11 protein-coding genes are annotated in these 14070 nt (G+C 69.0%); 8 read left to right on the top strand and 3 right to left on the bottom strand.

Features of this window, described 5'->3' with window-relative positions:
* The first annotated feature begins 219 nt into the window (after positions 1–219).
* The 4 genes from ACWELJ_RS20515 to ACWELJ_RS20530 are packed head-to-tail and all read left to right on the top strand — an operon-like array spanning position 220 to position 5237.
* Positions 220–1269 carry a DUF2235 domain-containing protein gene (locus ACWELJ_RS20515; RefSeq protein WP_452367731.1) on the top strand — a complete coding sequence of 350 codons (1050 nt, stop codon included), beginning with the start codon at positions 220–222 and terminating at the stop codon, positions 1267–1269.
* Complete coding sequence (locus ACWELJ_RS20520; RefSeq protein WP_452367732.1) at positions 1248–3128, top strand: hypothetical protein; 1881 nt, start codon at positions 1248–1250, stop codon at positions 3126–3128. The genes ACWELJ_RS20515 and ACWELJ_RS20520 overlap by 22 nt, the downstream gene beginning before the upstream one ends.
* A 7-nt stretch (positions 3129–3135) precedes the next feature.
* Positions 3136–4401, top strand: coding sequence for a hypothetical protein (locus tag ACWELJ_RS20525; RefSeq protein WP_452367733.1), 1266 nt, complete (start codon positions 3136–3138; stop codon positions 4399–4401).
* 5 nt (positions 4402–4406) lie between these two features.
* Positions 4407–5237: a M12 family metallopeptidase gene (locus ACWELJ_RS20530; RefSeq protein WP_452367734.1), complete on the top strand. Its 831-nt coding sequence runs from the start codon at positions 4407–4409 to the stop codon at positions 5235–5237.
* A gap of 101 nt (positions 5238–5338) precedes the next feature.
* Here the strand turns inward: ACWELJ_RS20530 and ACWELJ_RS20535 are convergent, their stop codons facing one another.
* Positions 5339–5893 (bottom strand): TetR family transcriptional regulator, encoded by a 555-nt coding sequence (locus ACWELJ_RS20535; RefSeq protein ID WP_452367735.1) that lies wholly within the window; start codon positions 5891–5893, stop codon positions 5339–5341.
* A 97-nt stretch (positions 5894–5990) separates the two neighbouring features.
* Between ACWELJ_RS20535 and ACWELJ_RS20540 the strand changes: the two genes are divergently transcribed.
* The 3 genes from ACWELJ_RS20540 (at position 5991) to ACWELJ_RS20550 (ending at position 10470) form a co-directional block, all read left to right on the top strand.
* A complete protein-coding gene (locus tag ACWELJ_RS20540; protein WP_452367736.1) occupies positions 5991–7637 on the top strand; it encodes a sulfatase-like hydrolase/transferase in 1647 nt (548 codons plus the stop codon).
* The gene (locus ACWELJ_RS20545; protein WP_452367737.1) at positions 7627–9108 is read left to right on the top strand and encodes a hypothetical protein; all 1482 of its coding nucleotides are present in this window, start codon (positions 7627–7629) and stop codon (positions 9106–9108) included. Before ACWELJ_RS20540 ends, ACWELJ_RS20545 begins: the two co-directional genes overlap by 11 nt.
* A 129-nt stretch (positions 9109–9237) precedes the next feature.
* Positions 9238–10470, top strand: coding sequence for a glycosyltransferase 87 family protein (locus ACWELJ_RS20550; RefSeq protein ID WP_452367738.1), 1233 nt, complete (start codon positions 9238–9240; stop codon positions 10468–10470).
* On the opposite strand, the gene ACWELJ_RS20555 is transcribed toward ACWELJ_RS20550, so the two are convergent.
* Positions 10413–11552, bottom strand: a complete 1140-nt coding sequence (locus ACWELJ_RS20555) for a helix-turn-helix transcriptional regulator (protein WP_452367739.1) — start codon at positions 11550–11552, stop codon at positions 10413–10415. The genes ACWELJ_RS20550 and ACWELJ_RS20555 overlap by 58 nt on opposite strands.
* Positions 11553–11677: 125 nt before the next feature.
* On the opposite strand from ACWELJ_RS20555, the gene ACWELJ_RS20560 reads away from it, so the two are divergent.
* Positions 11678–13054, top strand: a complete 1377-nt coding sequence (locus ACWELJ_RS20560) for a cytochrome P450 (protein ID WP_452367740.1) — start codon at positions 11678–11680, stop codon at positions 13052–13054.
* A 4-nt stretch (positions 13055–13058) separates the two neighbouring features.
* Here the strand turns inward: ACWELJ_RS20560 and ACWELJ_RS20565 are convergent, their stop codons facing one another.
* Positions 13059–13793: a glutamine amidotransferase gene (locus tag ACWELJ_RS20565; protein WP_452367741.1), complete on the bottom strand. Its 735-nt coding sequence runs from the start codon at positions 13791–13793 to the stop codon at positions 13059–13061.
* Positions 13794–14070: the final 277 nt, after the last annotated feature.

A 14070-nucleotide genomic window follows, 5' to 3' on the forward strand; every position in this document is an offset into this window, starting at 1 on the left:
CGGTGCAGGCCCTCACCACATTCGCGACCTTCACCGCCGTGCCCGACTACCGTGCATCGGCACCGCGCTCGACCGTCAGTGAGCACAACCGGCGCACGTTCCACGGGACGATGGTGAGCACTTGGGGTACCCGAATTCAGTAGTCGACCCCTCCGTTTACCGGAATTCGAGTAAGGCACTACTCGATACTTGGCGATTCTCCGGCGCGACACTCGATGGGTGTTTACCGGATCGGCGGCGAAGAACATCGTCCTCTGTCTCGATGGGACAGGTAATCAACTGCGGGCCCGCGGCAGCACCAATGTCGTGCGGCTCTTCGAGATGCTCGATCTGAGCGATTCCACCGCACAGATCGCGTTCTACGATCCGGGCGTCGGCACCTTCAGTGCCCGGGGTGCGTGGTCGCCGCCGGCGCGGTGGTTGTCGCGCGTGCTCGGGCTGGCCGTGGGCAGCGGTCTGCGCTCGAATCTCGCTGAGGCCTATACCTATCTGATCGAGCATTGGCAGCCGGGCGACCGGGTGTTCGTCTTCGGTTTCAGCCGGGGCGCCTACACCGCGCGGGCCCTGGCCGGGCTGCTGCACGAGCCCGGTCTGCTGCGGCCCGGCAGCGAGAATCTCGTCCAGTATGTGGTCAGCGCCTACACCCGCAAGACGACGGATTGGCCGGAACTGCGCCGCTATGCCCGCTCTTTCTGTTCGAAGACTCCCGAGGGCGAATTCTCGATTCCCATCGAGTATCTGGGGGTCTGGGACACGGTGAAGGCGGCCGGGTTGTTCCGCTGGAATCTGCACTGGCCGTTCACCCGGCAGATCCCGAATGTCGAACGCGTCCGGCATGCCGTGTCCATCGATGAGAAGCGACGCCCGTACGAGCAATATCTGGTTGAGCCGAAAGGTGAGCGGCCCGTTCTGACGGAGGCGTGGTTCGCCGGTGTCCATTCCGATGTCGGCGGCACCTTCGAAGACGATCCGCGCCTGGCCGAGATCGCGCTGAAATGGATCACCGACGGCGCGATCGAGGCCGGATTGACCGTGCAGCCCAGGGCCTACCGCGATGTCTGCGCCCTGACCGAGAGCCATGCGAGCGGCCTGGTGCACCGCATGGGCTGGATCTGGGCGCTGCTCACCTACCGCCACCGCCGCATCCCCGCCGAAGCCCTGCTGCACGCGAGCGTGCGGACCCGGTGCGAGACGAATACGAACTACGGCAAGCGAATCCCGCGCGCGGTCCGGTGGGAGGACGAGCAATGGACGAAACCACACCTGTAGTCGCCTACAGCATGGGCGGCATCTGCCCGCCCGCGCGCCGCCGCTTGCGGACCTTCGCCTTCGACCCCATGTCGACGCGCCTGACCGGCCGCTTCCTCACCTTGGACATCCCGTTCGAGAAGTTCAAGGGCCCAGGCCCGGACGGCGGACTGGTGCAGGTCATCGACTACGACGCCAGCCGCGACAAGTGGTACGCGCCGATCGACCTCGACAACCCGTACCTCTTGGCGCAGGACGGAATTCGCCCGACCGAGAGCGATCCGCGCGCCCATCAACAGATCGTCTACGCCGTCGCGATGAGTGTGCTGGAACGATTCGAGCGCTTCATGGGCCGCCGTTTCCGCTGGCATCGTGAGCAGGTGCTGCGCCTGGTGCCGCATGCCTTCGAGGGCCAGAACGCCTATTTCGATCCGAAGCGCCGCGCGGTCCTGTTCGGCTACTACCGGGCCGACGCCGAGAATCCGGGCGCGAATCTGCCCAGCCAGATCATCTTCACGTGTCTGTCGAGCGATATCGTCGCGCACGAGGTGACCCACGCGATCGTGCACCGAATCCGCCGCCTCTACAGCGAATCCACGCATCGGGACGTGTTCGCCTGGCACGAGGCCGTCGCCGATCTGATGGCGTTGTTCCAGCATTTCACCCACCGCGACGTGGTCCTCGACGCGATCACGAAGACCTCGGGCGAGCTCGGCAAGAGTGGCGGCCTGCTGGATCTGGCACGGGAGTTCGGCGAGTCCACCGGCCGCGGCGCGGCCCTGCGTTCGGCGATCCGCAGCCCGGACCGCACCCCCGCTCAGTTTCTGGCGGCGCGGGAGCCGCACGAGTTGGGCGCGTGCTTCGTGGCCGCGGTCTTCGACGCCTTCCTCGACGCCTATCAGAGCGCGATCGCGGACCTGCTGCGCATCGCGACCGGCGGCACCGGCGTGCTGCCGCCCGGCCATCTGCATCCGGACCTGGTGTCCCGGATCGCCGACGAGGCGGTCAAGACCGCGGATCGCCTGCTCGGAATGGTGGTGCGCGCCTTCGACTATCTGCCGGTGGTGGATGTCCGCTTCGGCGATGTGGTGCGCGCCATCGTCACCGCCGACCGCGGCCTCTACCCCGAGGATCGCCGGCATCTGCGCGCCACGCTGGTGGAGGCGCTGCGCCGGCGCGGCATCTGGCCGACCAGTGTCGCCTCGCTGACCGATGAAGCCCTGGTCTGGCATCAGCCCGAGAACGGCCTGAAACTCAGCGAGGGCAAGCACGCGGTGGACCTGTCCAAGGTCATCCTGTCGGCCTCCCGGGATCTGGACCCGGGCGGCGCCGCGGGCGAATTGCGCACACCGCCGGTCCCCGACGGCAATGGCAGTCCCCGCGCCCTGGAACTCCCGACGACGAGTTCGGTCTTCCGTGAGGTCGCCATCGGCATCACCGCGTGGGCGCGCGTGAACGCCCTGCAAGTCGGACTCGATCCGAAGCTGCCGATCAGCTGCGAGGGCATCCACGTGTCCTACCGGCAGGCGGGCGATCGGTTGCCGCGCCCCGAACTGGCCATTCAGCTGCTGCAGCGGCGCACCGATCTCGAGGATCCGAAACAGTTCAAGCCACCGGCGATTCGCGCGGGCACCGCCCTGGTCGTCCGGGCGGACGGCAGCGTCGAATACATCATCGCGAAGCCACTGCCGCTCAGCGATCCGACCCTGGCCACCGACGACAATGCCCGAGATTTCCACGAAGCCGGGAAGCAGCGGCTCGCCGAAATGACCCAATGGTTCGAGTCCCTGGAGGCCGCCGACCCGTTGAGCGCCTTCACGGCCGAGCACGCGATCCACCGTCTCGGCTTCGCCACGATCCATTCCGACACCGGGGAGTAGATGCGAGATGGACGCCCCGGCAACGATTTCGGTCCGCATGTACAACGTGGGCTTCGGTGACGCCTTCACCGTGACGGTCCGCCGCGGCGAGGACACCTGGCGGATGCTGGTCGACTGCGGTGTGCACAGTCAGGGCCGGGCCCGCCCGATCCGCGACTCGGTGCGCGCGATCATCGCCGACCTCACCGAGGCCGCCCCCGACCACCGCCCGCACCTCGATGTCGTGGTCGCCACCCACCACCACGCTGACCACATCACCGGATTCGCCTGCGAGGAATGGGAACAGGTGCTGGTGGACGAGGTGTGGGTGCCGTTCGTCGAGGACCCCGACGACGCGGACGCGCGCCGTATTCGCGGCGGTCAGGCTGAGGCCGCCAACGGCCTGTTGGCGTTGAGCGAGCGTCGTGTCGCCGAGCTCGACGGCCACTCGGTCGCCGGTGTCGAGCAGGCCCGCATGTTCGCGCTCAACGCGCAGGGCAACGCGGCCGCGACCGATCGCCTGCTGGGCCGCGATCAGCGCGGGTTCGCCGCCCCGCACCGGGTTCGGTTCCTGCCCAGCCGCACCGAGGCCGAGAACCGGATCGCCGTGGACCGCGTCGGCGTGGTCGCCCACATTCTCGGGCCTTCCCGCGACATCACGTTCCTCAAACGCATGGATCCGCCCGCCCAGCAGTCGTGGCCGCTGGTCCGGGCGGGCGACGCCGCCGCCGGGCCGCTCACGCCGCTGTTCCACACCCGCTACATCACCTCCGGTCCGCTGCCGGGCCGGCTTCCGGAGGCGAAAACGGATCTGGCGCTGGAGAATCTGGTGCACGATGACGACCGATTGCTGCGCGCCGCGGCGATTCTGGAGAACGCCGTGAACAACACCAGTGTCTTCTTCGTCCTCGACGTGTCCGGGACGCGGCTGCTGTTCCCGGGGGACGCGCAGCAGGGCGCGTGGGAGTACGTGTTCTCCGACGCGCGCAATGCCGATCTGCTGACCGACCTGGCCCTGTACAAGGTCGGCCATCACGGGTCGCACAATGCCACTCCTCGCCGATTCGTCGAAAAGGATTGGCAGACATCGGGTTATGCGATGGTTCCGTTCGGGCCGGTGCGGCGATGGGTGAAGACCATACCCAAGAAGTCGCTGATCGAATCGCTCGAGCAGCACCATCACACGGTGGTCCGAGCGGACCAGCCGCCCGAGGCCGTGCCCGGTCGCCTGGCCGTGCACGGTGACCTCTGGACCGAGGTCACTCTCACCGCAACGAATCACCATCAGGAGTGAAAGACATGCCCACCGGAGACGCCATCATCGTGTGCACGCCGCGCAGCCTGCCCGGCGAGACCCTGTTCGCGGCCGCGAGGACGGCCGTGGAGATCAATCCCGCGAACCGCCCGTACCTGCGCCCGGTGACCGGATTGGTCGCGCCGGGGACAGTGAACAAGGAGTTCATCTCCGCCCTCACCACCAAGTACTGGCGCAGCGGCGGCGTCCAGCTGGCCGTCCGCTTCCTCGACACCGACGACGCCGACCTCAAACAGCGCATCGTCAGCCATATGAACGCGTGGTCGCCGGGGGCGAACATCAAGTTCTCCGAAAGCCGCGGCAAGGACGCCGAAGTGCGGATCGCGCGCACCCCCGGCGACGGCTACTGGTCGTATCTGGGCACCGACATCCTGCACATCGCGGCCGACCAGCCGACCATGAACCTGGACTCCTTCTCCATGGACACCCCCGAGAGCGAGTACAAGCGCGTCGTCCGCCACGAGACCGGCCATACCCTGGGCTTCCCGCACGAGCACCTGCGCCGCGAGGTCGTCGACAACATCGACCCCCAGAAGGCGATCCGCTACTTCCAGGAGGCCGACGGCTGGAGCCCGGACACCACCCGCGCCCAGGTCCTGACCCCGCTCGAGGACGTCAGCCTCATCGCCACGCCGACCGACACCGTGTCGATCATGTGCTACCAGCTGCCGGGCTCGATCATGCGCGACGGCAAACCCGTCCCCGGCGGCCTCGATATCGACGCCCAGGACCGGAAGTTCGCCCAGACGCTCTACCCGGCGACCCTGGTGGGCGCACCCCACCCCGCCGCGAAGGCCACCGCGCACGCACGGTGACCACGCTTCGATCCGAGGGGACGGCCGAAGCCGTTGCATCGCAGCGGCTTCGACCGATCGAAGCGAGGGAGCGCCGGATGCGACTCAGGTGAGCATGCGGGTCAGGTGAGCATGCGGGTCAGGACCGCGGTCACGGCCGCGCGGGCGGCCTCGACGGGAAGGGACTGATGGCGGCGCAGGACGTCCCAGGTCTCCCATGAGCACATCGCGAAAACGGCCTCGCGGGAGTCGGGTTCGAGGGCGTCGAGCTCGGGTAGGTGAGTGCGGAGGTGGGCGCGCAGGGCGGCGCGGCTCTCGTCCAGTCGTTCCGAGAGAACCACGGACTCGTGTTCGCGCAGCAGCGCGGCCCGGCGGGTGCCGGTGACGTTCTCGAAGAGTTCGGAGCGCAGGGCCACCAGGGCGTCGATGCGCTGGTTCAGATCGCCGGTCACCGGTTCGAGAAGAGCGATCCAGTGCCGGGCGATCTGGGTCTGCGCCGCATCGAGATACAGCGTCTCCAGGTCCTGGAAGTGGTGGTAGACCGACCGCGTCGCGACGCCCGCCCGTTCGGCGACCGCCTGCGCGGTCGGTTGCAGGTTGCCCTCGTCGATCAGCGCCAGCGCGGCCTCGAGGACCGCCTGGCGGTTCTTCGCCGCTCGTGCGGTCCGTCCGTCCATCATGGTCAACCCTACACAGCGACCTTAATTGTTGCACTCATCGTGCAAATAGATTTAGGGTCGGCGGTATGCACGCATCGCGGACAGGAGCAACCGAATGATCAGCAGGCGAGGCTTTTTCGGCACCGGCGCGATGGCGGGAGCGACGGCCGCCGCGGTCGCGGCCGCGGGCCCGGCCGCCGCGGATCCGGGCCGCCGGGACAACGAGCCGGGCAAGCCGAACATCCTGGTCGTCATCGTCGACGAGATGCGGGCCCCGATCTGGTTCCCCGAGCAGTCCGTCCTGGACACGATCCTGCCGAATATCGCCGCGCTGCGGAACAAGTCGGTCTCCTTCGAACAGCACTACACCGCCGCCAACGACTGCACCCCCTCCCGCGGCGCCCTGGTGACGGGCCTGTACGCCCACCAGACCGGCTGCTTGTCGACCTCGCAGTCGGAGCTGGCGGCGGGCTTCCCCACCTGGGGTTCGATGCTGCGCGAGCAGGGCTACCGCACCGCCTGGTGGGGCAAATGGCACCTGGGCCACTACGCCGACACCACCCCCGGCGGCCTGGACCGCTACGGCTTCGACGGCGGCACCTACCCCTCCCCCAACGGCGCGCCCGAACAGGGCCTGCAGATGGACGGCCGCATCGTCGACGAATTCGTGCGATGGTTCGAAACCGATGCGGCGCAAGGTCCGTGGTGCACGACGGTGTCGCTGGTCAATCCGCACGACATCCAGTGGTGGCCGCGCTGGACGCGACGCACGCTGGCCAACAACGATATTCCGCGCTGGATCAACGATCTGCCCGGCAACTTCGAGACCCTCGAGCAGCTCTCCCGCAAGCCACGACTGCAGCTGGCGCTGGTCGAGGTGTCGGCGGCGACCTTCGGGCTGGCACCCTACGGCACGCCCGGCGCCGACCAGGAGTGGATCGAGCTGCGCAACCTCTACCTGTGGTTCCAGCAGCAGGTCGACACCCAGATCGGCCGCGTCATCGCCGCGGTCGAGGCCCGGCCCGAGGTCGCCGCGAACACCGTCGTGGTGTTCACCTCCGACCACGGCGACTACGCGGGCTCCCACGGCCTGCACGGCAAGGGCGGCGGCGCCTACGACGAGGCCATCCGGGTACCGCTCTACATCCACGACCCGCGCGGGCTGCTGACTCCGTCCCCCGGCGTGCGCGAACACCTCACCTCCAGCGTCGATCTCGCCGCCCTGCTGCTGACCATCGGCACCGGCGGCTCCGGCTGGCGCGCCGACGAGCGCTACGCGCATCTGGCCGGGCGGCACGATATCGCCGCGGTGGCCCGCGATCCGCGCGCGCCCGGGCGGCCGTGGATCCTGCACACCACCGACGAGCACTCCATCGAGGAGGCCGCGGTCCGATTCAACGGCGACGCACCGGGACACGTGATCGCGCTGCGCACCGCCGACGCCAAATTCGTCCGCTACTCGCATTGGGCTCCCGGCACCTCGCGCATCGACCCGGCACTACAGGAGGAGTACGAGCTCTACGACTACTCCACCGGCGACGGCCGGCTCGAGCTCGACAACACCGCCGCCATCGGCGGCGCCCTGCGCGACACCATGAGCCGACTGCACGACGAGGCCGTGCGAACCGAGCTGCGGCAACCGCTACCCTCCTACCTGCGGCAGGCCGAGCAGGACGGATGGAACGATTACTTCACCCAGACCGCGAAACCCTTCGGGGAGCAGCTCGCCGACTTCCTGCGGGACGGCATCGGTGCGAAATAGTGCACGGGGCGGCGTCATCGGCGCCGCCGCCACCCTGTTCGCCGCGGTGGCCGCGACCGCAGCCGCCCTGCCCATCCCGGCGGTGCCCGGCGCGCCGCCGGTGTTCATCGGCAATCCGGCCGTCGCACAACCGATCACCGATCTTCCGCCGGTTCCGCAACACCCCTACCTCGCCCCCAACGGCAGTTCCGGCATCCACGACGACGGCTGGATGAGCAACACCACGACCCGTCCCGGACCGCTCGGCCACGATATTCGCGTGGTGTCGTCGGTCGTCGGCGGCGAGTGCGGATCGCTCACCTTCGACCATGCCGGACGGATCGTCACGACCTGCATCGGGCCGTCCCCCGCGCTGTACCTGCTGGATCCGGTCACCCTGAATGTGCTGGGCCGCAGCCCGCTTCCCGGCGACCCGGGGGCCTTCCTGCGCCCGGGCGCGTTCGGCAACTTCACCGGCGGCGCGTACTTCTACCTCGACGAGCAGGATCGCGCCGTGGTCGCGTCCCGCGACGGCCACATCCGCGTGTTCGCCGAGAACGGCGCCGGTGACGGCTTCACCGTCGTACACGACCACGACCTGACCGGACTGCTGCGGCCCGGCGAGACGTTCAACTCGGCGCTGCCCGACAGCGCAGGGCTGCTGTGGTTCGTGGCCCGCACCGACGGCGTGGTCGGCACCCTGGACCTGAACACCGGTGCGGCACAGGTGATCCGGCTCGGCGACGGCGGTAACGGTGAGATCGAGAACTCCTTCGCGGTGGGGACCGATGGTGACGTCTACATCGCCACCAACCGCGAACTGCTCCGCTTCGACGCCGGTCCCGACGGCGCACCCGCCATCACCTGGCGCATCACCTACGCCAATAGCGGGCAACGCAAACCGGGCCAGGTCGACGACGGCACCGGCACCACGCCGACCATTCTGTCCGGCGGCTATGTCGCCATCACCGACAACGCCGATCCGATGAATGTCGTCGTCTACCGCACCGCACCCGGAGCCGCGCGGCGGCAGGTGTGCGCGGTCCCGGTGTTCGGCGCGGGCGCCAGTGACACCGAGAATTCCTTGATCAGCGCGGGCGACTCGTTGATCGTCGAGAACAACTACGGCTACACCGGACCCGAGGCCACACTGCTCGGAAAGACCACCACCCCCGGTTTCGCCCGTATCGACATCGACCCCGGCGGAATGGGCTGCCACCAGGTCTGGGCCAATACCACCGAGGCCGCGCCCACCGTGGTGCCCAAGCTCTCGCTGGCGACCGGACTGATCTACACCTACACCAAGGGCACCGAACCCAGCGACCCCTGGTACTTCACCGCGCTGGATTTCCGCACCGGGGCGACGGTCTGGAAACACCTCGCCGGAACCGGTCCCGGCTTCAACAACAACTACGCCGGAATCACCATCGGTCCTGATGGCGTCGCCTATCTGGGTGTCATCCCGGGGTTGATCGCTGTGCGTGACAACTGAATCGCCACTACGGTGGGTCGGCACACACCAGCCCGATCCATCATGGGAGTCCGCATGTCCGTTCCGACGAGAGGCGTCGCTGCCTCCGTGCAACTCACCGCACCACCCGGGCGGTCGGTACCGTCGCCCATGGTGTGGCTGATCGGAACGCTGGGCGTAGTGGCCGCCGCCCTGTACCTGGTCCAAGCCCTGCCGGCGCCGCGCGCGATGTTCCCGCTGGACGATCTCGACGTCTATCGGGTCGCGGCCGACCGTGTGGTGCACGGGGTTTCGGTGTACGACAGCCCCTTGCGCGGGCACACGCGCGGCGAGTGGGAATTCGTCTACACCCCGTTCGCGGCGCTGCTGTTCGTGCCGCTGGTGGTGTTGCACGGCTCGGCGCTCGGCGTCGCCGGCGCATTCGGCAATATCGCGCTGCTCGCCGCATCGGTGTGGGCCGCCCTGGCGCTGCTGGGTTTCCGGCGCGACCGCCGGCTGCTGATCGTCGTCCCCGCGGCCACCGCGCTGCTGCTGTGGTGTGAGCCGACCCGGCAAACCATCGGCATCGGCCAGGTCAACCTGCTGCTCCTGCTGCTGGTCCTGGCCGATCTGGCCCTGCCCGACTCCTCCCGCTGGAAGGGCGCGCTGACCGGCATCGCCGCCGGAATCAAGCTGACGCCCGCCTTCTTCATCCTCTACCTCCTGGTGACCGGGCGCTTCCGCGCGGCCGCCACCGCGGCGGGCGCGTGTGCCGCGACCCTGCTGATCGGTCTGGCTGTCATGCCGAAGGATTCCCTCACCTTCTGGAGCGGCGCGTTCGCCGACCCGGCCCGCGTCGGCGTCCCCGGCAACCCCGACAACGAGTCCCTGCGCGGCCTGCTCGCCCGCTCCTTCGGTTCCGGCGGCCTCGCGCAATTGCTCTGGCCCGCAGCGGCGCTCGCCACCGCCCTGGTCTGTCTGGTGGTGGCCCGACGCCTCTCCGCGACCGGCCGCGAACTGCTCGCCGTGACCCTGTGCGGCATGACCGCCGCCGCGGTCTCCCCCTACACCTGGATCCACCACTGGGTCTGGCTCGCACCGCTGCTGATCTGCGCGGTCGATCTCGCCCTCCTCCGTCACCGTTCGGCCCTGACGGTCTCGGGCCTGGTCGTGGTATTCCTGCTCTGCTCGGGCGGCATCCTGCCGGTCCTCGGTCTGCCCTCCGAAAGCGTTCTCCGCCTCGGCGACCCGGGCCCGTTCGCCCTCGTCGCCCACAACGCCTACATCTGGCTCACCTGGGCGCTCCTGGTCGCCGCCGCGATCGTGACCCGCCGCGGGCAGTCGGGTCAGGATTCGGTGAAGATCGGTGCGGTCGCGAGCAGCAGCCGGGTGAGCTCGGCCTGACGGTGGGTGCCGGTCTTCTGGAAGATGTGCTGCAGGTGCACCCGCACCGTGGGCAGCGTGACCGCCAGATCATCGGCCACCGCCTGCAGCCCCTCCCCGCGCAGCACCCCTTCGGCGATGGCCGCCTCGCGCGGGGTGAATCCGTAGAGCATCCGCCAGATCTCCGCCGGCGACCGCCGCAGGCTCTCCTCCGGATCCACGATCGTCACCAGCGCCAATCGGGGATGCTGAAATGGACTGTCGCCCAGCCGAATCGGCACCGCGTGCAGCACGTAGTGCCGCCCCGCCGCGAGACCGGCGATTCGCAGGCTCCCGGCGGCGGGAACGCCGTGGTCCCGGCCGCAGGCGCGCACGATGAGGGCCCGCAAGGCCGTCCGCGCCCCCGGCGCGGCGGCGCTCAATTCGCCCAGTCCGTCCACCGACAGCCCGTCGCGGCGCGCCAGGATCGCGCGCGCCGCCGAGTTCATGTGCAGGATCAGCCCGCGCTCGTCGATCAGCAGCCCGCCCCGGTCGAGGTGCTCGAGGATGTCGGTGGTGAGCCGCAGTCCGCGTGGCTGCTCCGACACCATGCGCTCGATCCCGGCCGCCGCCCGCAGATGCGGAACCAATTGCCGTACCAGCTCCGTCGGCCACGGCTGGTCGTATCGGTGCGTCGATTCCGACGACAGGCACAGCCAGGTCGGTCCGTCGGCGCGGTCGGAGAAGCGGGCGAACACGGCGTCGCGGACACCGGTCGGTTTCGCCCAGTCGACGAAGAACTCGCTGCGGGACCGTTCGGTCGCGGTGATCGCTTCGACCACCCGCCCGACCGTCCCGGCCGGACTGCGCTCGATGAGTTCGGCGACCGGGTCCAGCGCGCGGTAGTACTCGTTCCATCGCACGGCGGCCTGGGGGTCGAGCCCGACCCCCAGGATGATCTCGCGGTCGCGTCCCGTCGTCTGCACGACCACCGCCGCGTAGGCCCCGAACACGCCGATCATCTCGTGCAGCGTCGCAGGCCACGTCGACGGCTCCACCGCGGAACCGTAGATGGAGGCGACCAGGCCCGAGAACGTCTCGAGCCCGCCGGGCTCGTGCGCCATGTATCGAGTCTGACCCTCCCGCGCGGTCGCTGTCACCGAGTTTTCCGGCCTAATCCGTTCGCATGATGCCCGGCCGCCGTGCCCCGTGCTCTGCTGGAGCGAACCGGAGGAAGTGGGGGGACGACATGACCGATATCCAGTTGCGTGAGCCGCCGCGCGTCGCGGGCTCGTGGCTGCTCGGATCCACCCTCGACATGCTGCGCGACCCGCTCGGGCTGGGCTTGCGTGGCTTCGAGGAGTGCGGGGACGTGGTGCGCTACGACTTCGCGCCGATCGGGCCGCGGCGGCACAACTTCGTGGTCAACCACCCCGACGGGGCCGCCCAGGTCCTCGGTGCGGCCACCTACCGCGACTATCGCAAGGACAGTCGTTTCTTCGGTCAGCTGCGCGACCTGTACGGTGACGGCCTGCTCACCAGCCAGGACGAGAGGTGGCTGCGGCAACGGCGATTCATCCAGCCGTTGTTCATCACCCGCAGTGTGGACGGGTACGCCGCCGCGATGGCCCGCGAGGTGGAGGCGCTCGCCGCCGAGTGGCGGGCGCGACCCGATGACGAGGTGGTCGACCTGCACGCGGAGATGGTCCGGCTGACCCTGCGCATCGTCGCGGCGGTGCTGTTCGGCGCGGACGCCGAACGGATGCTGCCGCTGGTCCGAGCCGATTTCCCGATACTGGGCCGCGCCGCGTTGCGCCGATTCTCCGTACCCTACCCGACGCCGCTGACCTGGCCGACACCCGCGAATCGGCGGATCGCCCACGCCCAGGCCGATATTCGCGCGGTGTGCGACGACATCATCGCCGCGCGCCGCGCGGCCGCCGACCCGGGCCAGGACCTGACCGGCCGGTTGATCTCGGCCCGCGACGGCTCGGAAGCACTGTCCGACAGCGAGATCCGGGATCAGATCAAGATCTTCCTGTTCGCCGGCCACGACACCACCGCCACCGTCGTGACGTTCGCGCTGTACCTGCTGGGCCGTGACACCGAGATCCAGGACCGGGTCCGCCGGGAGGTCGACCAGCACCTGCCGACGGCAGCGCCCACCAGCGCCGACCTCGCCGCGCTCGGCGAGACCACCATGGTCCTGAAGGAGGCCGCCCGTCTCTATCCGCCCGCGCCCTACCTGTCCCGGGTCGCGATGCGCGACAGCGAGATCTGCGGCTACCGCATCCCCGCGCATTCCGACGTCACCATCGCCCCGTGGGTGATCCACCACCGCGCCGACCTGTGGCCGGACCCGTTCCGGTTCGACCCGCACCGATTCGCCCCGGGCAACGACGCGGACCGGCACCGGTTCGCCTGGCTCCCCTTCGGCCACGGCCCGCGCGGCTGTATCGGAGAACGTTTCGCCATGCTCGAGGCGGCGCTCGCGGTCGCGACCCTCGTCCGCGATTTCGAATTCACCACGCCCCCGGGCGACATCAGGCTCACCACCGATCTCGTATTGCACCCGGTCGGACCCGTGCCCTGCCGGATCCGGTCCCGGGTGCGCGAACAGCGTTGATCGCTCACTCGCGGTAGCGGGCGACGAAGCGGCGCAGGATCTCCTGGGGCACGGTGATGTGCTCACGGTGGCCGAGCTCGGTGAGGTAGTCGGCCTCGGCGGGATCGAAATAGCCGTCGTGGCGGTAGATTTCGATGCGCAGGGCCAGACCCCGGCCGTCGAGTTCGGGGTGGAACTGGGTGGCGTACACGTGCTCGCCGACGCGGACCGCCTGGACCGGGCAGCCGGCCGAGCGGGCCAGCAGGGTCGCGCCGGGTGGGACGTCCTGGCAGGACTCCTTGTGCCCGACGAAGGCGCGGAAGGCGTCGGGCAGACCGTGCAGCAGTGGATCCTCGGCGGCGTCGCCGGTCAGTTCGATGGTGGTCGCTCCGGGCGGTTCGGAATAGCGTTCGGTGCCCACCTGCCCGCCCAGGGCCTCGGCCAGCGCGCCCAGGCCGTAGCAGGCGCCCAGGTAGGGGAAGTCGCGCCGCACCACCTCGATGAGCAGCTTCCTCAGTTCGGGTTCGAAGACCCGCTGGTAGTCGTACTTGTGGTCGTCGGGGTAGCTGATATTGCTGGGCCCGCCGCCGACGATGACGGCCCAGTAGTCGTCGAGGTCGACATCGGGCATGCCGCGATTCATCTCGATCCGCGTCACCTCCCCCGGCGCGAGGCCACCCGCGTCGAGGATCGCCTGGTATTCCTGGTCGGAGGCCGCTTGCTCGGGTCGCAGCTGCAACAGCAGACAAGGCTTCGCCATCACCACATTGTCGATGGCTCTGGTACAGTCGGCGTACCTCATCAGATATTTCTCAAAAACAAGGTACGTGTAACCGCCGGTTACACGTACCTTGTTTTTTCAGCCCTCCCGTACGGGCGAGGCCGGATCAGCGATCGCGATGGGCGACGAGCTGGGCCAATGCGGTCAGATCATCGGACACCAGCTCCCCCGGCAACGCCGCGAAAGCCGCCTCCAGCGCCGTCGACGCCCGCCGCAGCGTGCGCTGCCGGCCACCGGCAAGCTCGACCAGCTCCGC

Source organism: Nocardia sp. NPDC004582 (assembly GCF_053602115.1).

Excerpts from the sequence above, each read along its gene's own strand:
- ACWELJ_RS20535 (WP_452367735.1), bottom strand. The coding sequence starts at position 5,893 with ATGGACGGACGGACCGCACGAGCGGCGAAGAACCGCCAGGCGGTCCTC.
- ACWELJ_RS20565 (WP_452367741.1), bottom strand. The coding sequence starts at position 13,793 with ATGGCGAAGCCTTGTCTGCTGTTGCAGCTGCGACCCGAGCAAGCGGCC.
- ACWELJ_RS20560 (WP_452367740.1), top strand. The coding sequence starts at position 11,678 with ATGACCGATATCCAGTTGCGTGAGCCGCCGCGCGTCGCGGGCTCGTGG.
- ACWELJ_RS20530 (WP_452367734.1), top strand. The coding sequence starts at position 4,407 with ATGCCCACCGGAGACGCCATCATCGTGTGCACGCCGCGCAGCCTGCCC.
- ACWELJ_RS20540 (WP_452367736.1), top strand. The coding sequence starts at position 5,991 with ATGATCAGCAGGCGAGGCTTTTTCGGCACCGGCGCGATGGCGGGAGCG.
- ACWELJ_RS20555 (WP_452367739.1), bottom strand. The coding sequence starts at position 11,552 with ATGGCGCACGAGCCCGGCGGGCTCGAGACGTTCTCGGGCCTGGTCGCC.
- ACWELJ_RS20525 (WP_452367733.1), top strand. The coding sequence starts at position 3,136 with ATGGACGCCCCGGCAACGATTTCGGTCCGCATGTACAACGTGGGCTTC.
- ACWELJ_RS20550 (WP_452367738.1), top strand. The coding sequence starts at position 9,238 with ATGGTGTGGCTGATCGGAACGCTGGGCGTAGTGGCCGCCGCCCTGTAC.
- ACWELJ_RS20520 (WP_452367732.1), top strand. The coding sequence starts at position 1,248 with ATGGACGAAACCACACCTGTAGTCGCCTACAGCATGGGCGGCATCTGC.